Annotated in this window: 14 protein-coding genes; 9 read left to right on the top strand and 5 right to left on the bottom strand. The window is 68.4% G+C overall.

All coding sequences use genetic code 11. From position 1 onward, the window contains the following. Positions 1-17: 17 nt before the first annotated feature. The 3 genes from ACPCUW_RS08785 to aroQ all read right to left on the bottom strand — a co-directional run bounded on the left by ACPCUW_RS08785 (position 18) and on the right by aroQ (position 7706). Positions 18-1487 carry a glutamate synthase subunit beta gene (locus ACPCUW_RS08785; RefSeq protein ID WP_063015301.1) on the bottom strand — a complete coding sequence of 490 codons (1470 nt, stop codon included), beginning with the start codon at positions 1485-1487 and terminating at the stop codon, positions 18-20. A 59-nt stretch (positions 1488-1546) separates the two neighbouring features. Then, positions 1547-6199 (bottom strand): glutamate synthase large subunit, encoded by a 4653-nt coding sequence (gene gltB, locus ACPCUW_RS08780; RefSeq protein WP_423424264.1) that lies wholly within the window; start codon positions 6197-6199, stop codon positions 1547-1549. 754 nt (positions 6200-6953) lie between these two features. Next, positions 6954-7706: a gamma subclass chorismate mutase AroQ gene (gene aroQ, locus ACPCUW_RS08775; RefSeq protein WP_423424248.1), complete on the bottom strand. Its 753-nt coding sequence runs from the start codon at positions 7704-7706 to the stop codon at positions 6954-6956. A 284-nt stretch (positions 7707-7990) separates the two neighbouring features. On the opposite strand from aroQ, the gene ACPCUW_RS08770 reads away from it, so the two are divergent. The 5 genes from ACPCUW_RS08770 to ACPCUW_RS08750 all read left to right on the top strand — a co-directional run bounded on the left by ACPCUW_RS08770 (position 7991) and on the right by ACPCUW_RS08750 (position 14279). Continuing rightward, positions 7991-9910 (top strand): DUF4407 domain-containing protein, encoded by a 1920-nt coding sequence (locus ACPCUW_RS08770; protein ID WP_423424247.1) that lies wholly within the window; start codon positions 7991-7993, stop codon positions 9908-9910. Between the two features lie 138 nt (positions 9911-10048). Then, positions 10049-10957, top strand: a complete 909-nt coding sequence (locus ACPCUW_RS08765; protein WP_423424246.1) for a hypothetical protein — start codon at positions 10049-10051, stop codon at positions 10955-10957. Further along, entirely contained in the window at positions 10954-11988 is a 1035-nt protein-coding gene (locus ACPCUW_RS08760; protein WP_423424245.1) for a DUF4129 domain-containing protein, read from the top strand. Before ACPCUW_RS08765 ends, ACPCUW_RS08760 begins: the two co-directional genes overlap by 4 nt. Positions 11989-11998: 10 nt before the next feature. Further along, on the top strand, positions 11999-12982 hold the full coding sequence (locus ACPCUW_RS08755) for an AAA family ATPase (RefSeq protein ID WP_423424244.1): 984 nt from the start codon (positions 11999-12001) through the stop codon (positions 12980-12982). 4 nt (positions 12983-12986) lie between these two features. After that, entirely contained in the window at positions 12987-14279 is a 1293-nt protein-coding gene (locus ACPCUW_RS08750; protein WP_423424243.1) for a DUF58 domain-containing protein, read from the top strand. A 4-nt stretch (positions 14280-14283) separates the two neighbouring features. On the opposite strand, the gene ACPCUW_RS08745 is transcribed toward ACPCUW_RS08750, so the two are convergent. Then, a complete protein-coding gene (locus ACPCUW_RS08745; RefSeq protein WP_063909557.1) occupies positions 14284-15123 on the bottom strand; it encodes an RDD family protein in 840 nt (279 codons plus the stop codon). Positions 15124-15270: 147 nt separating this feature from the next. On the opposite strand from ACPCUW_RS08745, the gene ACPCUW_RS08740 reads away from it, so the two are divergent. Together ACPCUW_RS08740 and ACPCUW_RS08735 are read left to right on the top strand one after the other, a co-directional pair. Beyond that, positions 15271-16263, top strand: a complete 993-nt coding sequence (locus ACPCUW_RS08740) for a stage II sporulation protein M (protein ID WP_423424242.1) — start codon at positions 15271-15273, stop codon at positions 16261-16263. Between the two features lie 711 nt (positions 16264-16974). Next, positions 16975-17313: a GNAT family N-acetyltransferase gene (locus tag ACPCUW_RS08735; protein ID WP_423424241.1), complete on the top strand. Its 339-nt coding sequence runs from the start codon at positions 16975-16977 to the stop codon at positions 17311-17313. Between the two features lie 24 nt (positions 17314-17337). On the opposite strand, the gene ACPCUW_RS08730 is transcribed toward ACPCUW_RS08735, so the two are convergent. Further along, entirely contained in the window at positions 17338-17961 is a 624-nt protein-coding gene (locus ACPCUW_RS08730; RefSeq protein ID WP_423424240.1) for a TetR/AcrR family transcriptional regulator, read from the bottom strand. A 78-nt stretch (positions 17962-18039) separates the two neighbouring features. Here ACPCUW_RS08730 and ACPCUW_RS08725 point away from each other — a divergent pair, with 78 nt between their 5' ends. Together ACPCUW_RS08725 and ACPCUW_RS08720 are read left to right on the top strand one after the other, a co-directional pair. Continuing rightward, entirely contained in the window at positions 18040-19047 is a 1008-nt protein-coding gene (locus ACPCUW_RS08725) for a GlxA family transcriptional regulator (protein ID WP_063032761.1), read from the top strand. A gap of 109 nt (positions 19048-19156) precedes the next feature. Then, positions 19157-20122, top strand: a complete 966-nt coding sequence (locus ACPCUW_RS08720) for an alpha/beta hydrolase (protein WP_423424239.1) — start codon at positions 19157-19159, stop codon at positions 20120-20122. Positions 20123-20157: the final 35 nt, after the last annotated feature.

Genomic DNA, 20157 nt, shown 5'->3' with positions numbered 1-20157 from the left:
GCCGTTCCGGCCGGGACTCAGCGCTGGGCGACCGCCGTCGGAGCGATCGGCGCCGGCAGCGCGGTCTCACCCTCGAGGTGCTTGTCCACCGCCGAGGCGGCGGCGCGGCCCTCGGCGATGGCCCACACGATCAGCGACTGACCACGCCCCATATCGCCGGCGACGAAGACGCCGGGCACGGTGGTCTGGAAGTCCTTACCGCGCTTGACGTTGCCCCGCTGGTCGTAGCCCACGCCGAGATCCTCGAGCAGACCCGGCTTCTGCGGGCCGACGAAGCCCATCGCCAGCAGGACCAGATCGGCCTCCAGGGTGAAGTCGGTGCCCTCGACCTTCTCGAAGCGGCCGTTGACGTTACGGACCTCATGCGCCTGCAGGCCGGTGACCTTGCCGTCCGCACCGATGAACCGTTCGGTGTTCACCGAGAAGACGCGCTCGCCACCCTCTTCGTGCGCCGAGGAGACCCGGAACATCAGCGGGTAGGTCGGCCACGGGGTCGACTCGGCCCGCTCCTCCGGCGGCCTCGGCATGATCTCGAACTGGTGGACGCTCGCCGCGCCTTGGCGGTGCGAGGTGCCCAGGCAGTCGGCGCCGGTGTCACCGCCACCGATGATGACGACCTTCTTGCCCTTGGCGTGGATCCTCGGCAGGCCCTCCTCGTCGGCGACCGGGTCGCCCAGCTGAACCCGGTTGGCCAGCGGCAGGAATTCCATCGCCTGGTGGATGCCGTCCAGATCGCGACCCGGAATCGGCAGGTCCCGCGCGATGGTGGAACCACCCGCGAGCACCACCGCGTCGAACTGCTCACGCAGCTGCTCTGCGGTGATGTCGACACCGACGTTCACGCCCGCCTTGAAGATGGTGCCCTCGGCCTCCATCTGCGCCAGGCGGCGGTCGATGAAGCGCTTCTCCATCTTGAATTCCGGAATGCCGTAGCGCAGCAGGCCACCGATGCGGTCGTCGCGCTCGAACACCGTGACGGTGTGGCCGGCGCGGGTCAGCTGCTGGGCCGCGGCCAGACCGGCCGGACCCGAACCCACGACCGCGACCTTCTTACCGGTCAGGCGGGTCGGATAGACCGGCTGCACCCAGCCCTCGTCGAAAGCGTTCTCGATGAGTTCGACCTCGACCTGCTTGATGGTGACCGGATCCTGGTTGATACCGAGCACACACGACGCCTCACACGGCGCCGGGCACAACCGCCCGGTGAATTCCGGGAAGTTGTTGGTCGCGTGCAGACGGTCGATGCCCTCGCGCCAGCGATCCCGGTAGACCAGGTCGTTCCACTCGGGAATCAGGTTCCCCAGCGGGCAGCCGTTGTGGCAGAACGGGATGCCGCAGTCCATGCAGCGGCTGGCCTGGGTCTGCAGGGTCTGGTGGGAGTAGTTCTCCTCGTAGACCTCTTTCCAGTCCATCAGGCGCAGCGGTACCGGACGCCGAGTGGGCAGTTCCCGGCTGGTGTGCTTCAGAAATCCCTGTGGATCACCCACGTGCGGCCTCCGTATTTTCGCCTCTCAGGACCGTCCGTGCGTCTTGCACGCGTCTCACGTTATCCACGTGCGGCCTCCATGATCGCCTCGTCGACATCCCTTCCGGCCTTCTCAGCCTCGGAGATAGCGAGCAATACCTTCTTGTAGTCGCGAGGCATAACCTTCACGAAGTGGTTCACCTGCTGCGACCAATCGCTCAGGATGCGTTCGGCCACTGCCGAACCCGTCGCGTCGCGATGGCTCGCGACGACGTCGCGCAGCCAGGTGAAGTCCTCGCCCTCGAGCTGTTCGATATCCACCAGCTCGGTGTTGAGGTTGGCTTCGAACGTGCCGTTCGGGTTGTAGATGTAGGCGATACCGCCCGACATACCGGCACCGAAGTTGCGCCCGGTCTCGCCGAGGATGACGACCCGGCCACCGGTCATGTACTCGCAGCCGTGATCACCCACGCCCTCGACCACCGCGGTGGCGCCCGAGTTACGCACGCAGAACCGCTCTCCGACCACACCGCGGATGAACGCCTCACCGCTGGTGGCGCCGAACAGGATCACGTTGCCCGCGATGATGTTCTCTTCGGCGACGAAGGACTCCGGCGCGTTCAGCGACGGCCGCACCACCAGGTGTCCGCCCGAAAGGCCCTTGCCCACATAGTCGTTGGCATCACCGAACACCCGCAGGGTGATACCGGCCGGGACGAACGCGCCGAAGCTGTTGCCCGCCGAACCGGTGAAGGTGATGTCGATGGTGTCGTCGGGCAGGCCGGCACCACCGTAGAGCTTGGTCACCTCGTGGCCGAGCATGGTGCCGACCGTGCGGTTCACGTTCGTGATCTTGGTCTCGAACTTGACCGGCTTGCCGCGCTCGAGCGCATCCGCCGCCTGAGCGATGAGCTGGTTGTCCAGCGCCTTGTCCAGGCCGTGGTCCTGAGTCTTGGTGCAGCGGCGGTCCTGGTACATGAACGCCGTCTCGACATCGTCGAGGATCGGCGACAGATCCAGCTTGCTCGCCTTCCAGTGCTCCTTGGCCTTGGTGGTGTCGAGCAGGTCGACCCGGCCGATGGCCTCGTCGAGCGAGCGCAGACCCAGCGAGGCCAGCAGCTCCCGCACCTCTTCGGCGATGAACATGAAGAAGTTCTCGACGAATTCGGGCTTACCGGTGAAGCGCTGGCGCAGCACCGGATTCTGGGTCGCGACGCCGACCGGGCAGGTGTCGAGGTGGCAGACGCGCATCATGACGCAGCCGGAGACCACCAGCGGAGCGGTCGCGAAGCCGTACTCCTCGGCGCCGAGCAAGGCGCCGATCAGCACGTCGCGGCCGGTCTTCATCTGGCCGTCGACCTGCACCACGATGCGGTCGCGCAGGCCGTTGAGCAGCAGGGTCTGCTGGGTCTCGGCCAGACCGAGTTCCCAGGGGCCGCCCGCGTGCTTCAGCGAGGTCAGCGGCGAGGCGCCGGTACCACCGTCGTGGCCGGAGATCAGCACGACGTCGGCGTGAGCCTTCGACACACCGGCCGCGACCGTTCCGACACCCGGTTCCGCGACAAGTTTCACGTGAATCCGAGCCTGCGGATTCGCGTTCTTCAGGTCGTGGATCAGCTGGGCCAGATCCTCGATCGAGTAGATGTCGTGGTGCGGCGGCGGCGAGATCAGGCCGACACCCGGCGTCGAGTGCCGCACCTCGGCGACCCACGGGTACACCTTGTGCGCGGGCAGCTGACCGCCCTCACCGGGCTTGGCGCCCTGGGCCATCTTGATCTGGATGTCGGTGCAGTTGGTCAGGTAGTGCGCGGTCACGCCGAAGCGACCCGACGCCACCTGCTTGATCGCGCTGCGCCGCCAGTCACCGTTGTCCTCCGGCTCGAAGCGAGCCGGCGACTCGCCGCCCTCACCCGAGTTGGAACGGCCGCCGAGGCGGTTCATCGCGATGGCGAGGGTCTCGTGCGCCTCCGCCGAGATCGAGCCGTAGCTCATCGCGCCGGTGGAGAAGCGCTTCACGATCTCGCTGGCGGGCTCGACCTCCTCGACCGGAATCGCGTGCCGGCCCTCGGTCTTGAACTTGAACAGGCCGCGCAGCGAGGCCAGGCGCTCGGACTGGTCGTCGACCAGCTTGGTGTACTCCTTGAAGATCGAGTACTGACCCGAGCGGGTCGCGTGCTGCAGCTTGAACACCGTGTCCGGGTTGAACAGGTGGTACTCACCCTCGCGCCGCCACTGGTACTCACCGCCGATCTCGAGCTCGCGGTGCGCGCGCTCGGTGCGGTTCTCCAGGAAGGCGATCCGGTGGCGGGCGGCGACCTCGGCGGCGATGTCGTCGAGACCGATGCCGTCCAGCGGCGAGGTCAGGCCGGTGAAGTACTGGTCGCAGAGTTCCTGCGACAGACCCACGACCTGGAACAGCTGCGCGCCGCGGTAGGAGGCGATGGTGGAGATGCCCATCTTGGACATCACCTTCAGCACGCCCTTGCCGGCCGCCTTGTTGTAGTTCTTGACGGCCGCCGCGTAGTCCGCCGCCTTGTCGCCGGTGCTGCCGGGCATCTCCAGCGCGCCGCGCTCGAGCATGTCCTCGATCGACTCGAAGGCCATGTAGGGGTTGATCGCGGCCGCGCCGAAGCCGACCAGCATGGCCATGTGGTGCACCTCGCGGGCGTCACCGGCCTCGACCACGAGGCCGACCTTGGTGCGGGTGCGCTCGCGCACCAGGTGGTGGTGCACCGAGGCGGTGAGCAGCAGCGACGGAATCGGCGCCAGCTTCTCGTTGGATTCCCGGTCGGACAGCACGATGATCCGCGCGCCGCCGTCGATGGCGGCCGACACCTGGGCGTTGATCGCCTCGAGTGCCTTGCGCAGGCCCTTGCCACCCTTCTTCACCGAGTAGAGGCCGCGCACGACCACCGAACGCAGCTCGGGCCGCGAACCGTCGTCGTTGATGTGGACGAGCTTGGCCAGCTCGTCGTTGTCGAGAATCGGCTGGGTCAGCGTGATGTGGCGACAGGACTCCGGACCCGGATGCAGCAGGTCGGCCTCGGGGCCGATGGTGCTGCGCAGGCTGGTGACGACCTCCTCGCGGATGGCGTCCAGCGGCGGGTTGGTGACCTGAGCGAACAGCTGCGCGAAGTAGTCGAACAGCAGACGCGGACGCGAGGACAGCACGGCGATCGGCGTGTCGGTGCCCATCGAACCCAGCGCCTCACCGCCGGTCTTGGCCATCGGCGAGATCAGCAGGCTCAGTTCCTCGGTGGAGTATCCGAAGATCTGCTGACGGATGAGCACGCGGTCGTGCGACATGTGCTCGTGCGGACGGTCGGGCAGCTCGGCGAGCTTGGTGATGCCCTCGTCGAGCCACTCCTGGTACGGCTGCTCGGCCGCCAGCTGCGACTTGATCTCGTCGTCGCTGATGATGCGGCCCTTCGAGGTGTCGACCAGGAACATGCGGCCGGGCTGCAGACGGGCCTTGCGGACCACCTTCGACGGCTCGATGTCGAGCACGCCGACCTCGGAGGCCATGACGACCAGGCCGTCCTCGGTGACCCAGATACGGGAGGGGCGCAGACCGTTGCGGTCCAGCACCGCGCCGACCACGGTGCCGTCGGTGAAGCACACCGAGGCCGGACCGTCCCACGGCTCCATCAGCATGGAGTGGTAGCGGTAGAAGGCGCGCTGCGCCGGGTCCATCGACTCGTGCCGCTCCCAGGCCTCCGGGATCATCATCAGCACGGCGTGCGGCAGGCTGCGGCCACCGAGGTGCAGCAGTTCCAGCACCTCGTCGAAGCGCGCGGTGTCGGAGGCGCCCGGGGTGCAGACCGGGAAGATCTTCTCCAGCCGGTTGTTGCCCTCGCTGTCGGTGCCGAAGATCTCGGAGTTCAGCAGCGCTTCACGCGCGCGCATCCAGTTCTCGTTACCGGTGACGGTGTTGATCTCACCGTTGTGCGCGACGCGGCGGAACGGGTGGGCCAGCGGCCAGGACGGGAAGGTGTTGGTCGAGAAGCGCGAGTGCACGATGCCCAGCGCCGACTCCACCCGGTCGTCCTGCAGATCCAGGTAGAACGCCCGCAGCTGCGGGGTGGTGAACATGCCCTTGTAGACGAAGGTCTGGCCGGACAGGCTCGGGAAGTAGACGGTCTCGCGGCCGACCGCACCCTCGCCGGCGCCCTGCTTGCCGAGCTCGTGCTCGACCCGCTTGCGCACGACGTAGGCACGCCGCTCCAGATCCATTCCACCGAGCTGCTCGGCGGAATCGGCGGGCGAGGCGATGAACAGCTGACGGAACGTCGGCATGGCGTCGCGCGACAGCGCACCCAGGGAGGACTCGTCGATCGGAACCTCGCGCCAGCCCAGAACGGCCAGGCCCTCTTCCTTGACGATCTTCTCGACCCGGTAGCAGGCGCGGGCGGCCTCGCGGCGGGCCTGCGGCAGGAATGCGATACCGGTGGCGTAGGAGCCTTCCGGCGGCAACTCGAAGTTGGCACCATTCTCCGCCAGCACGGCCCGGAAGAACCGGTCAGGAAGCTGGATCATGATGCCCGCACCGTCACCGGAGTTGGGTTCCGCACCCGCAGCACCACGGTGCTCCAGGTTCAGCAGTGCCGTAATAGCCTTGTCGACGATGTCGCGGCTACGACGGCCATGCATGTCGACGACGAACGCGACACCGCAGGAGTCGTGCTCGTTCGCCGGGTCATAAAGACCAGTGCGGCCAGGTGACCGGTGTCCCATTCGCGGCTCGCCGCGGTGGCCAGGAAGTTGCGTCATGCCTCTGCCTTCAAGAAATAGGCGCCTTCAACGAAGAGGCCTTCGATTTCGATGCCTTCTTCCGATGGCCCTCGTCGAAACGCCTCCGCCTAGACTGCGTCCGGACGTTGCGGCGACCAGCGGCGCTGATGGTCATCCCGTGCAGTCGAACTCTCCAGTTGTCCACCCGCTTCGGTTTCGTAGTCGGGTGCTCGGTGGTAGCGGAACTCTGAGGAGTTCCTTACCCACCGCGCCGTGCTCGCCCGCTAGGCTGATGCTTGCGGCTCGTGGCCGAGTCCGGGCGACGAGTCGGACATTTCGCGTCCGACACTTAGAGCAAACGATAAGTCAGGACCGGAGCCCAACCAACTTAGGTTGTGCTAAATACTCCGTCTACCTGGGCATCTACATCGGTCCTCCACTACCTGCGCGTTCTCCAGTGTAAAGCAGGCGGCGCGGATCGCTGAGTCGCGTTCGCCACTGCCGTCGATAGCGCCTGGGCATCGGTCACGAGCTGGGAGCCCAGTCCTGCGCAACGCTCTCACCTGCGTCGAAACAGATTTCCCCGTACACGGCGGCGGCAAACCGGGGTGTAAGGCGGCTAACTCTCCGGACACCTGGAGGAGACATTCCGGATACCGGAGCGACAAGCCACGCCAATGTGCGGACCGTACGGCATCGTTTGCGAATGTGGAGTTCAGCACATTCTCGGCAAACCAAGATCGAGAATGACTGTGGTTTATTTCACATCTGTTGCGGGACAAAGCGTTACGGTCGCGCGGACCAGGGCTGCACCGTGCAGCGCGTCAACCCGGCCCGAGGTCAGCGCCGGGAACACCGCGGCCGCGAGCTGCTGCGCACAATCCGGTGCGGTAAGCACCGTGCGGTGAGCCGCGAGCTGATTCAGGATCTCGCCGTTGACCTCGTCGATCACCGGCCGCACGGCGGCCAGATCCGACGCATCCGGTGCGGGCGCGGCCGCCGGATCGAAGCGCCACCGGGTGAGTAGTCCGTACTGCACGGTCTTGTTGGCCTCGATCTGTCCGGCGAACACCTGCCGCACCCAATCCTGCGGCAGCCCCGACCGGGTGCCGGCCGCGGCCATCGCGTCGTAGACCTGCGCCTCGCGCGCCGGATCGTCGACCACCGGAGGCTGCCCGGTCCGCTGCGAGGCGGTCCATTTCGCGGCGGCGACGGCATCGGCGGTGTTCAGGCGGCGCAGCACCAACTCCACCAGCGGACTGAGTGCCGACCGGTCCCCCTCCGCCGGAGCCGCCTGCGCCTGCGGAAGTACTCGCTCGGTGGTCATCGGCGCCACGACCGCGAATGCCGAGGTGACGAGCAGGGCGGCCGCGACGAGACGGGTACGCCGGCGCGCGTGGTGACGATCGAATCGCGACAGTGCCCCGGTGTCGACCGCCGGATCGTCGGTTTCGCCCGCATATGGTCCTCCCCCGATCCGATGAATACCGACTCCCCGGGTCGCTCGCACGTTCCGCCCTCCTGTCACCGCCGCACCATCGTGTCGATCGGTGCCGCCCTACCCGAGAGTAGGGTTTCGCTCCGCAGCCGTCTGTGAGGCTCACCACATCGATGCCGCCGCGCTCGGTGGTTCTTCGCTCGGCCTGTCACTCTGAACCTGATTGCGCGCGACCGCGGCGCTCGGCGGATGGCCCGCCCCGCTCGCGCGCGGGGGCACACCACCGCCCGGACCACGATGCAACGACCGTTTCGCCCGTTGGCGACAACGATTGGGACCCAGAGGATGTGAATCCGTTGACCGATCCCCACGTCTTCGAACAGTCCCCCACCGAAAGTTCGGCATCCGGACCCTCGGGGTCCGGCTCCCGCACGACCGAATCGCGAGCGAGGCGGTCCCCCGCCGCGGCGCTGACCTGGCTCGGTGGCGCCGAAGCCGGCCGCGGCGACCGGCACGAGGGATCGACGTACGTCGTGACCGGCGGGGTGGTGCTGCTGTTCGCGGTGCTGTCCGGGATCGTCGTCGCGGCGGCCGGTGCCGCGGCGCACTGGCCCGCCGTGGTCGTGGCGGTCGTCGCGCTGCCGGCGACACTGCTGGTCGGCGCAATCTCGCGAGCCTCGGCCACCGCGCCACTGTCCGCCGGTCGCGGCCGGGCCGAGCGGATCGGGCGGATCGCGGTCGCCGTGATCACCGGTGTCCTGGTGGCCGAGCTGGCAAGCACGGTGATTCTCGCCGGATCCGTCGACCGCACGCTCGACGATCGGTCCCGCCGCGACGCCGACTCCGCCGCGACAGTGGTCACCGCCCGCACGGAGCTCGACCGAGCCACTGCCGAACGCAGCGCACTCACCCGGACCATCGCCCAGGCGCAGGCCGATATGGATCAGGCCCTCGTCGTCGCCCGCTGTGAATACCACCCGACGCCACAGTGCCCGCAGACCAAGATCACCGGGGTGCCCGGCCGGGGTCCGGAATCACAGACCGCCAACGCGATGCTCGACGATGCCCGTGGACGGCTCAACACCGCCGAAGCGCGCGTCCAGCCCGTGGACGCGGAGATCGCCACCCGTCAGAGCGCCCTGGAGCAGGCCCGCACCGCCGCCTTCCACACCGGAGATCGTGGTCTGGGCGCGCGCTGGCTGGCCATGAACGACTACACCACCGGACATCTGGGTGCGCTGCTGTTGCGCCTGCTCACGATCGCGATCGGGGTTCTCCTCGCCCTGCTGCCGCTGGTGCTGCGGTCCTGGCGGGGCGAATCGTCGTTCGACCGCGCCGTGGCCGCGCGCGCCGAAGCCGACCGCGCCGAGCGGGAAGCCGATACCGCGGTCGCGGTCCAGCGGGCCGAACATCGGGTGGCCACCGCACAACTGGCGTTGCACGCCGATACCGCCATCGACCGCGAGCGCCAGCGCAAACGGGTGATCGCGGCGATCGGCAACCTGGAAATCGGCATCACCGAACCGCAGCGCCGGGCGGTCGCCGAATTCGAGGCGCTGGCCGCCCTTCCGCCGGGTGCGCAGACCGCATCCGCGACCTTCCCGACCACGGGCGCATTGCCCGCTGCCGAATCCCCGGCCCGAACCGACTCGACACAGGAGGCGACCGTGACCGCACGGAATCTGCCCGCACAGCTGCCCTCGGCCGGCCTCGCGCCGCATTCGCCGGCCGCGGTGCCCGCCCCGCGCGAGGACGCGAAAAAAGGTGGCGGGCTGGAACTTCCGGTGATCGGCACGGTGCCGTTCACCGATACCGCCGCGCGCTGGATCCGTCCGCTGGTCCCCGGATTCGTCACCACCGCGCTCGATCGGACCATCGACACCGCGGTCGCACCGTTGCGGACCGTCCGTCAGGTCTTCGAGGAGGCGGAGGAGATCACCTTCACCCTCAAACGAACCCGCAAGGTGACGGTGAACTCCGAGGATTCGCTCGATCCGGCGGTGGGCTACGGACATCCGGGCCACCCGCTGCCGGATGCGCCCTACGCCCAGGTCACCGCTTCGTACCCGTACGACGCCTACCAGCACGACCCGCGTTATGCCGCCTACCGGCACGACCCGCGCTACGCGCGCTATGCGGCCCTCCCGCAGCGGAATCCCGCCGCGCACCCCGATCTGCCGGAATCCGGCCGATACGGCGAGCTGCCCGCCGGCGAGACGACCGAACTCGGCTACCGCGCCCCACGCGAACTGCCGCCCGGCTCCGGCCGCGACTGACCGAACCCGACCGGACGCCCCAGGCGTCGCGGTCACGTGGTTTTCGGCCGAACCGGTCATATCCACCCGGTTGCGTCACCCGCCGGGTGGCCGATCGGATAACCGTCATACGTCCCGGTCCGTGGATAGACTCGGCCCGTGTTTCCAGTCGTGACCGATCGGGAGGGGCGATCGTCCGTCCACCGCGTGGCGCCGCCGCGCGGTGCCGACGACCGCGACTCCGGCGGTGGAGACGACGCCGAACGCATCCCGGTGCGACCGCTGACGTGGCGGGAGTTGGCCGACCTGCCCTTCGCGGTATTGCAGCATCGAATCCGGCCGATCGCCGGGTTGGCGGGTGCGGCTCTGGCCGCGGCCCTGGGGATCGTCGTCGGGGTCACCGCACTGGTGTCGCTCGCGACCGACGATTCGAGCGCCGGAACCGCCTGGGCGGCAATCCTTTCCACAGCCTGCTGTGCATGGGTGCTGCGGTTGTGGATAGTGGGCGTGACCGTGCCGATCGGGCTGGCCGTCGTCCACAACCGGCCGATCACCGCGCGCACCGCCGCCGCGCGTCTACTCCCGCTGTCCGGTCGGCTGCTGCTGAACCAGGTGATCTCCACAGCGATCGGCGTCGGCATTCTCCTGCTCGGTACGCCGCTGATCATCACGCTGATTCCGGCGGTGATCTGGCTGGCCCGGGTGCGCGGTACGCGATGGCCGATCGTGCCGGTCCTGTTCGCCGAATCGACCCCGTACGCGGCGGGGGTCCGGCGAGCGAAACTGCTCGCCACCGGACGGGTGATGCCGCTGGCCGGACTGTGGCTCTATCTGCGCGGCGTGCTGCTGATGCTGGCGGTGCCGGTCGCGGGACTTCTGGGCTTCCTCTCCGATATCTCCGGAACCCATCGCTGGGCGGTCGTCACTCTGCTGTCCGGTGCGGCGCTGCTGATTTCGGCGTTCGCCGCGGCCGTCGACGCCGCAACCGCCGTGGTGGTGTATCTCGACAGGCGTTGCGGCCGGGAGGGTTTGGATATCCGGATATCCACCGGGCAGGCGGCACGGTGACCCACGACGCACGCGCGGATCGGCCCGCGGCGCCGCCACCCCCGACGCTCGGAGCGGCCGCCCAGCACCGGGCCGCGGCCGAATCCGCCGCCGGGCACCACGACTTCGATACCGCACTGCGCGAACGCTTCCGCGCCGTCGTACGCGGACTCGAACAGGGCGGCGTACTCGAGGTCCGGCGTTCGCGCACGGCCCGGGAGACCGCCTCGGCCGCGGGGCACGCGCTTCCGGACGCCTCGGCCGAATTGGACTACGCCGCACACAGTTTCGACGAGATCGTCTACGGCGGCCGCACTGCCACTCCGGACGAATATCAGCGCCTCACCTCGGCCGATCGCTATTCGCTGGCGCCGCCTCCTCCGCCCGACCCGGTCGAACAGCAGCGGTCCGAACGCACGCGCGCCGGTCGCCGCCGCTTGCCGCCGCTGCCACAGTTGGTGCGCGACAAGCGCTTCTGGGCCATCGTGCTCGCCGCGCTCGTCATCGCGCTCGTCGGGTACCTGCTGTTCCGGCTGGCCGCCGCGCCGACGGCCCCGCCGCAACCGACCCAGCCGCACTCACCACCGCCGCCCGATCACCCGGATATCCGCCCGCCCGACGTGGGCGAGGGCAGCGATTCGATCTTCCAGCGCTTACCGCCCTGGCTGGCCTACGGCGGGTTGCAGGCGCTGATCTTCGCCGCCGTCGTGGTCTGGTGGCGCGCCCGCCGCCGGGGTGCCGTGGTCGGCGAGCCGCGCCCGGTGCAGGTGGCGGCCGGTGAGCTGCTGGCGGGTCAGGCCGCGCTCTACCGCAGGACCAAGGATCGCGACCATGTCGCGGCGAAATTGCGCGCGGCCACGCTGCGACGCGTCCGCGGCCGGGTGAATCTGCGCGCCGATGCCGCGCCGGAGCAGGTGAGCGCGGTGATCGGCGCCCGGATCGGCGTCGATCCCGGCCGCATCGCCACGGCCTTCTACGGCCCCGTCGCCGACGACTCGGCGCTGGAATACGTGGCGGCACAACTGGACTGGATCGAATCGGAAATAGGATGACGGAGACCGGATGACCACGGCGCAGACCAACCACATCCCCACGGCCGACCAGGCGCTCCGGGCGCTGGGCGAGGTACGTGCCGAGATCGGCAAGGCGGTCGTCGGCAACGACCACGCCGTGCTGTACCTCGTGCTCGCCCTGCTGTGCCGTGGCCACGTGCTGTTGGAAGGTGTGCCGGGCGTGGCGAAGACGCTGCTGGTGCGCGCCCTGGCCGCGGCGCTGGAGCTCGACCACACCCGGGTGCAGTTCACTCCGGATCTGATGCCCGGCGATGTGACCGGCTCCCAGATCTACGATCCGCATTCTGCCGAATTCACCTTCCGCCGCGGGCCGGTCTTCACCAATCTGCTGCTCGCCGACGAGATCAACCGCACGCCGCCGAAAACCCAATCGGCACTGCTGGAGTCGATGGAGGAGCGGCAGGTGTCGGTGGCCGGCGTCCCGCAGCCGCTGCCCGATCCGTTCGTGGTGATCGCGACCCAGAATCCGATCGAGCAGGAGGGCACCTACCCACTGCCGGAGGCGCAGCTGGACCGATTCCTGTTCAAGGTGGATATCCAGCTGCCCGGCCGCGACGACGAATTCCGGATCCTGCAGCGCCACGCCGCCGGCTTCGACCCGCGCGACCTGGAGGCAGCGGGCGTGCGGCCCGTCGCCGGAGCCGCGCATATCGCGGCGGCACGGGCCGCCGTCGCGCAGGTGACGGTCAACCCGGAGGTGCTGGCCTACATCGTCGATCTGTGCCGCGCCACCCGTACCTCGCCCGCGGTCCAGCACGGCGCTTCCCCGCGCGGCGCGACCGCGGTGCTGGCCTCGGCGCGGGCCCTGGCGTGGCTGAACGGCCGCGCCTTCGTCACTCCCGATGATGTGAAAACCATTGCGGTGACGGCTCTCCGGCATCGTCTGCAGTTACGTCCCGAGGCCGAACTGGACGGCGTGACCGGTGAAGGCGTGATGTCTTCGCTGTTGGCCGCGGTCCCGGTTCCGGTGTAGCGCAATGATCGTCACGGGTCGGCTCGCGGTCTGCGCGGCGGTGGCTGCGGTGGTGGTCGGTGTCGCGCTGCCGTCCTGGGCCGGCGTCGCCGTACTGACGAGTGTGCTGGCCGTCCTCGTCGCGATAGACGTGATCGCCTGTCGCGCCGATGATCTCGAGTTGTCCCGGGTTCCGCTCACCACCGTCCGCGTCGGCCACACCACCACCGTCGAGCTCACCGTGCTGAACCGCGGCGCCCGCGCGGTGCGGGCGCGGCTGTGGGACGACTGGCCGCCCAGTGCGCAGGCACCGGCCGAGACCCACCGGTTGCAGCTGCCGCCGAATACCACCACCCGGCTGGCCACCACCGTCCGCCCGGCTCGCCGCGGCGATCGGATCGCGGGGCCGGTCACGGTTCGGTTGTTCGGTCCGCTCGGTCTGGCGGGGCGGCAGTTCCGTCGCACCGTGCCCGCGACGGTGCGTGCGCTGCCGCCGTTTCGGACCGAACGGATCCTCGCGGCCAAGGTGAAACGGCTGCAGCATCTGGACGGCCGATCGGTCGCCACTCTGCGTGGTCCGGGCTCGGAATTCGATTCCTTCCGCGAATATGTGGCCGGTGACGATGTGCGGTCCATCGACTGGCGAGCCACGGCCCGCGCCACCGATGTGCTGGTACGCACCTGGCGTCCCGAACGCAACCGCCACGTGCTGATGTTGCTGGATACCGGCCGAATCAGCGCCGCCCGCCTCGGTGAGCAGACTCGGCTGGACACCGCCGTCGAGGCCGCGCTGCTGCTGGGCGGACTGGCGGCCGCGGCCGGGGATACCGTCGACCTGCTGGCCTTCGATCGCGAGATTCGCGCCGAAGTCCGGGGCGCACGCGGAAAGGCGGTGCAGCCCAAGCTGATGCACGCCCTCTCGGGCGTCGTGCCCGCGCTGCTGGATGCCGACACCCCGGCGATGGTCCGCACCGCGGTTCGCCACACCCGCCGCCGCAGCCTGGTGGTCTGGTTCACCAGTCTCGACGGGGCGATGGTCGAAGAGAATCTGCTGCCGGTACTCCCGGTGTTGAGCAGCCGGCATCGGGTGCTGCTGGTGTCGGTCACCGATCCGGAGATCGCGGCGACCGCGACCCGTCGCGATACCGCTGCCGAGGTCTATGCCGCCGCGGCCGCCGAACATCTGCTGACCGAACGCGCGATCGTGCGAGAAACCCTGCAGCGCCAGGGCATCGACGTGGTGGCCGCGGCGCCGGAGCGAGTCCCGGAGGCGCTGGCCGACGAGTACCTGGAACTGAAGCGGTCCGGAGCCCTCTGAGCGTTCACGATCCCGGCCGGACCACCGATGCGTACGGCTGCGCCGGCCCGGCGGGTGGCGCCCATTGCTGGGGCATCGGCCAGAAGGGCAGGCGGGGCGGCGGCAGAATCCGGCGTTGCCGCTCCCCGATGACCGCACCGAGGATGTGCAGCGGCGGATATCCGGCCGGTGGCGCCACCCGCAGTTGATCGCACACCGCGATCACCAGCGCCGCACCGAGTTCCGCCTGCACCTGCGGGGTGAGCTGCGGGAAGCGGGTCAGATACCGCCGCACGGGCAGCGCGAGATCCTCGGTGAGACCGGACAGATCCAGCCGGCCCACCCAGTCGACCAGCCAAGGCGGGGCAGTGGCCAGCGCGGGCATGGGAATTCGCGCCCGATCCGACACCACGACGGTGCCGGCCAGGATGTCACCGACCCGGCGCGCCCGCGGCGAACAGAGCGAGGTGACCACCGCGACCAGACCGAACCCGCCGAGATTCCAGAAATCGACGAGGGCGCCGGCGAGGCCGCGGGTCAGCGCGTGCCGGAAGTCGACGGGCCCGCCGTCGCTGCGTACGACGCGCAGGCCCAGCGCCAGTTTTCCCACGGTCCGCCCGCGCATCAGCGTTTCGCTGACGACCGGATAGCCGACGAGCACGGTCACCATCGTCACCAGCACGGCGACGTCGACCCATGCGCCGTCGGGTTCGAATCGGAACAACACGGCGAAGACGGCCGACAACAACAGCAGGCCGAGCACGAGTTGCAGCACCAGATCGATCGCGAAGGCCGCGGCCCGGGTGGGGATGCGCGCGATCGGCAACTGCAGGGAGACGGCCTCCCCGGTGGTGAAATCGGCCATGATCGCTCCAGTATCCCGAATCGGGCGCGTGCGAACTAGCCTTCGAGAGGACCGGGCGGACACAGGAGAATCGCCGCGATACCCAGCGCAGCTCATTGCGGCGATTCGATCGGGTGCGGGTGTCCCGCAGGAGCACAGGAGGAGCCGATGGACGTCGACGCCTATTCGTTCGCGCAGCGGCGGCATTGGGATCGGCTCGACCGGCTGACCGCGCAGCGGCGGCTCAGCGGCGCCGAGGTCGACGAATTCGTGGCCCTGTACCGCCGCACCTCCCAGCAGCTGGCGCGGCTGCAATCACATTCGCCCGATCCGGAGTTGATCAACGGTCTGAGCGCGGTACTCGCGCGGGCCCGGGGACGGCTGCTGGGCGCGCGCACCGACACCTGGTCGCAGATCGGCTATTTCTTCACCCATCGGTTCCCTGCCGCGGTGTATCGAGCGTGGCCGTGGTGGGCCTCGGTGGCGGCGGCGTTTCTGGCCGTCTCGGCCGGTATCGGCATCTGGGTGTCCGGCTCCGGTTCGGCGCGAAGGACTTTGGGGCTGCCGTCGAACGCGGAATCGCTGACAGCCCCCGGCGGCCGCTTCGAGTCCTATTACTCCGAACATCCCCACGACGCCTTCGCCGCACAGGTGTGGACCAACAACGCCTGGGTGTCGGCCATCGCGTTGTTCACCGGCATCCTGATTCTCCCGGCGGCCTATCTGCTGTTCATGAACGCACTGAACGTCGGAGTCTCCGCGGGGCTGATGGCGGATGCCGGTCGGCTCGACTCGTTCTTCGGATTCCTGCTCCCCCACGGCATGCTCGAGCTCACGGCCGTCTTCGTCGCCGTCGGCGCGGGGCTGAAACTGGGTTGGACGCTGATAGAGCCGGGGCGGTCGTCACGCGCCGAGGCGCTGGCTCGGCAGGGACGGGCGACGGCGACGATCGCACTCGGGCTGGTGGCGGTCCTATTGGTCTCGGGCCTGATCGAGGGTTTCGTCACACCCGCCGACTGGCCCGCGCCGGTGCGAATCGGTGTCGGGCTGGTTGCCGAACTCGGATTTCTGACCTACGTCTTCGGCCCGGGGCGCCGAGCGGTGCAGGAACGAGCGGCGGTGCGGTCCGCGACCGATGCGAGCGAGCGCATATCGAGCTAACGCCGGGGCGGTTCTGCTGAGGCTGAGAAAATCCCTTGCGAGAGGGCGGGGATTCGAAGGATCATCGGAGTGCCGATTTGAGATCCACTGGCCGCAGCGAGTCCAGCTCAGCTGCGGCCAGCGTTACCGTCGACTCTACACAATCGTTATCCCTGCGCAACCTCCTGCACACTCCGTCTGCCCGGCCGTAACCGAGCCGAAACCCGCAGTCCGACAGCATCTCCGGAGATCATTCGCAAATACCTGGCGGGCGGTCGGAAATAACGGTCCCACGCATACCGCAACGCTCCGGTAGCCGGAATTTTTCTGCTAATTCGGCCGTTACTCGCGGTGCCGGATACCGGGACAGCGATGATTCCCCGGCGCGTCGCCTGCTGCTCACCTGTTGGTTATCACTGCAGGTCAGGGGCTCAATTGACCTGTGTCCGACCAGCTTTACCCACCTCACTCGGCCAGCAAACAGACTTCAAGTTTGTTACTGCCGGAGTTTCCAAGTCTGCTGTCAGGTAATTCTCAGATGGTTGCGTATGCGCTTCCATTGAATTGCGCAGTTATTTCGACAGCGAACTCGAACGGCGTTTTTTCACCGGTGATACTCGAAGCGAATAACGACCGGTCAACCGCCGAAAGTGCGGCGAAGATCACACCGGCACGCGCGTCCTCGCTCGAACCTGCGGGTATCCGACCTGCCGGACCGCGATACTGAGACCCATGACCGCCGAACAGCACCCCACTCCGGTCGTCACGCAGGCCGCGGAACGGTTCGAAATCAGCGTGGACGATCGGCTCGCCGGATTCACCGAATACCTCGACCACGACGGGCAGCGGATCTTCTACCACACCGAAATCGACTCCGACTTCGCCGGACGCGGCCTGGCCGGCGCCCTGGTCTCACAGGCACTGGACCGCACCCGCGAGGCCGGTTTGCGGATCGTGCCGATCTGCCCGTTCGTGGCCGGCTACATCCAGAAGCACGAGGAATTCGCCGACATCACCGACGCTGTCACGCAGGACGCCGTCGACTACGTGCGCACGCAGCGAGGCCGCTGACGAACGTCCCCGGAAACGATGCCGTCAGCGCACCCGGTCCGCGACCGGAACGTTCCACGCCTCGGGCAGATTGCGACTCGACACCTCGGCGATATCGCGCAATCGCCCGAGGGGAGTTCCCAAGCGGCTCAATTGGATAAGGCCCTGCGCGGTCATCACCACGGTGGCGCTGTAGGCGGCCAGGGTCGACGCGTCGAGTTCGGCGCCGGATTCCTCGGCGGCGCGGCGTAGCCGCTCGGCGACACCGCGTTCCATGGCGGCGGTGGTCCAATTCCCGATGCTGATCACTTCGGGCAGCCGCGAGCCGAGCTGGGCGATGCTGTTGAGCATCAGGCAACCACGCCGATCGGGCTGCGAGACGCAGTCGTCGATGATCGCCTCGAACAGTGCGCGCACCGCCGCCTGCGCCGAACCGGGAGCCGAGGTCACCACCTCCCGGACCAGGCGAGCACGGCCCTCGCAATAGCGTTCGAAGGCCGCGAGGAACAGTCCGCGCTTGCTGCGGTAGGCGGCGTAGATGCTGCCGTTTCCGATGCCACTGGCCCGCGAGACGTCCTCGACCGACGTCTGCTCGAAACCCTGCGACCAGAACAGTTCGGTGGCGGCGTCGAGCAAGGCCGATTCGTCGAACTGTCGTGGCCTCCCCATGGCGCCCACCGTATCAATCCCACTGCGACCCCGGCCACAAAGCTTGTTCTGGAGGCGTCACTCCAGAATGATGGCGGGATGGCCCTCGAACTCGCTCAACTACCGCGTCGGCGCGTAGGAATTCTGGTCTTCGACGGCGTCAAGATGCTCGACTTCACCGGTCCAGCGGAAGTCTTCGTAGAGGCCAACCAAGCCTGCCCCGGATACGAGGTCGTGCTGGTGTCGGCGGACGGCGGCAGTGTGCAGACCTCGATCGGCGCCCGGATCGAATGCGCTGTCGCGGCAGCCGACGCGGGCGCCTTCGACACGGTCGTGATTCCGGGCAGTGAGCTGCCGCCCTCGAAATTCGTCACACCCGAACTGCTCGCGGCGGCACGGCGACTGTCGTGGAACACCCGGCGTCTGGCATCGGTGTGCAGCGGCGCGTTCGTCCTCGCCGAACTGGGCCTGTTCGACGGACGCCGGGCGACGACGCACTGGAAGTTCGCCGCCCATCTGGCCCGGCGCTATCCCGCGATCGACGTGGCCGCCGACGACATCTACGTGCGTGACGGAAACCTCTACAGCTCGGCCGGAGTCACCGCCGGGGTCGACCTGGCGCTGGCGATGGTCGAGGAGGATTTCGGCCCCGACATCGCGCGCCGGATCGCCCAGCTCATGGTGGTGTACATGCAGCGCGCGGGCGGGCAGTCGCAGTTCTCGGCCTCGCTGTCGGGGCCGGCGCCGCGCAGCCCGCTGGTGCGCAAGGCCGTCGACCTCGTCTGCGCGGATCCGGCCTTCCCCCATACCGTTCGGACGCTGGCGGCACACGCCAACGTCAGTCCGCGCCATCTGACCAGACTGTTCCGCGCCGAATTGGAGCGCTCCCCCGCCGAGTACGTCGCCTTCATCCGCTTCGGGGTCGCCCGTGACATGCTGCATGCCGGCTTCGGAGTGACCGAGGCGGCGATGGCCGCGGGCTACGGCAGCAGTGAGGCGATGCGCCGCGCGTTCGTCGCCCGGCTCGGGATATCGCCCAGTAAATATCAGCGCCGGTTCCGCTCGACCGGTTCCGGCGAGACCCCCTTGGTCGCCGCCGTGTCTTGATCCGGTGTTTTCGCGTCCCGTAGCGAGGGGCGCGCCGCCCTCCGACCAGCGGAAACTGGTCGGGCGCCGCGTTGTTCGCAGCCGCACACCCGCTGAAAGGAAAAACCCGATGACCGGAAATCCGCTGGGCGTCTCCCTCGAGCCGGCCGCCCAGGAGTTCGTCGACGCGACCTCCCAGCCGCCGTTCCTCTATCAGCTGTCGCCCGAGGAGGGCCGCAAAGCCGTTGATTCGGTGCAGGATTCGCCGATCGAGAAGCCGGCGATCGACGAGGAGTGGATCACCGTCGAGGGCGGGCCGACCGGGTCGGTGCGGGCTCGCATCGTCAAGCCGCAGGGTGTGACCGACATCCTGCCCGTCATCGTCTACACCCACGGCGCTGGCTGGGTGTTCGGCGATGCGCACACCCACGACCGGCTGGTACGCGATCTCGCCGTGGGTGTGCACGCGGCCGTCGTCTTCCCCGAATACGACCGCTCCCCCGAGGTGCGCTACCCGGTGGCCAACGAGCAGTCCTACCGCGTCGCGCAGTGGGTGCGCTCGAACGGCGCCGAGAAGGGGCTCGACACCACCCGCATCGCGATCGCCGGTGATTCGGTGGGCGGCAATATGGCCATCGCGCTGACACTGATGGCCAAGGAGCGGGGCGACGTCTCGTTCGTCCAGCAAGTGCTGTTCTATCCCGTCACCGACGCCAACTTCGATACGCCGTCGTACGAGCGGTTCGCCGAAGGCTACTTCCTGACTCGGGAAGGGATGCGGTGGTTCTGGGACCAGTACACGACCAGCGAAGCGGACCGCGCCCAGATCACGGCCTCGCCGCTGCGCGCCACCACCGAGCAGCTCGCCGGGCTGCCGCCGGCGCTGGTGATCACCGGTGAGGCCGACGTCCTGCGCGACGAGGGCGAGGCCTTCGCCGCCAAACTCCGCGACGCCGGCGTCCCCGTCGTCCAGACCCGTTACGGCGGCATCATCCACGATTTCGTCATGGTCAACTCCATGCACGACACCAACGCCGCGAAAGCAGCCGTCGCCCAGGCGGTTTCGGTGCTGCGGGCAGCCCTGTACCCGGCCTGACACACAAAAAGAAGAGCCGCAGATCGGATTCGATC

This window comes from Nocardia sp. AB354 (assembly GCF_049538315.1).
GTDB classification, from domain to species: domain Bacteria; phylum Actinomycetota; class Actinomycetes; order Mycobacteriales; family Mycobacteriaceae; genus Nocardia; species Nocardia nova.
The sequence above is the reverse complement of the archived record's forward strand: the minus strand, read 5'-3'. Positions and strand labels throughout refer to the sequence as shown.

Coding starts and splice junctions, on each gene's coding strand:
- ACPCUW_RS08730 (WP_423424240.1), bottom strand. CDS start 17,961: ATGGGGAGGCCACGACAGTTCGACGAATCGGCCTTGCTCGACGCCGCC.
- ACPCUW_RS08725 (WP_063032761.1), top strand. CDS start 18,040: ATGGCCCTCGAACTCGCTCAACTACCGCGTCGGCGCGTAGGAATTCTG.
- gltB (WP_423424264.1), bottom strand. CDS start 6,199: ATGGGACACCGGTCACCTGGCCGCACTGGTCTTTATGACCCGGCGAAC.
- ACPCUW_RS08755 (WP_423424244.1), top strand. CDS start 11,999: ATGACCACGGCGCAGACCAACCACATCCCCACGGCCGACCAGGCGCTC.
- ACPCUW_RS08735 (WP_423424241.1), top strand. CDS start 16,975: ATGACCGCCGAACAGCACCCCACTCCGGTCGTCACGCAGGCCGCGGAA.
- ACPCUW_RS08720 (WP_423424239.1), top strand. CDS start 19,157: ATGACCGGAAATCCGCTGGGCGTCTCCCTCGAGCCGGCCGCCCAGGAG.
- ACPCUW_RS08745 (WP_063909557.1), bottom strand. CDS start 15,123: ATGGCCGATTTCACCACCGGGGAGGCCGTCTCCCTGCAGTTGCCGATC.
- ACPCUW_RS08750 (WP_423424243.1), top strand. CDS start 12,987: ATGATCGTCACGGGTCGGCTCGCGGTCTGCGCGGCGGTGGCTGCGGTG.
- ACPCUW_RS08740 (WP_423424242.1), top strand. CDS start 15,271: ATGGACGTCGACGCCTATTCGTTCGCGCAGCGGCGGCATTGGGATCGG.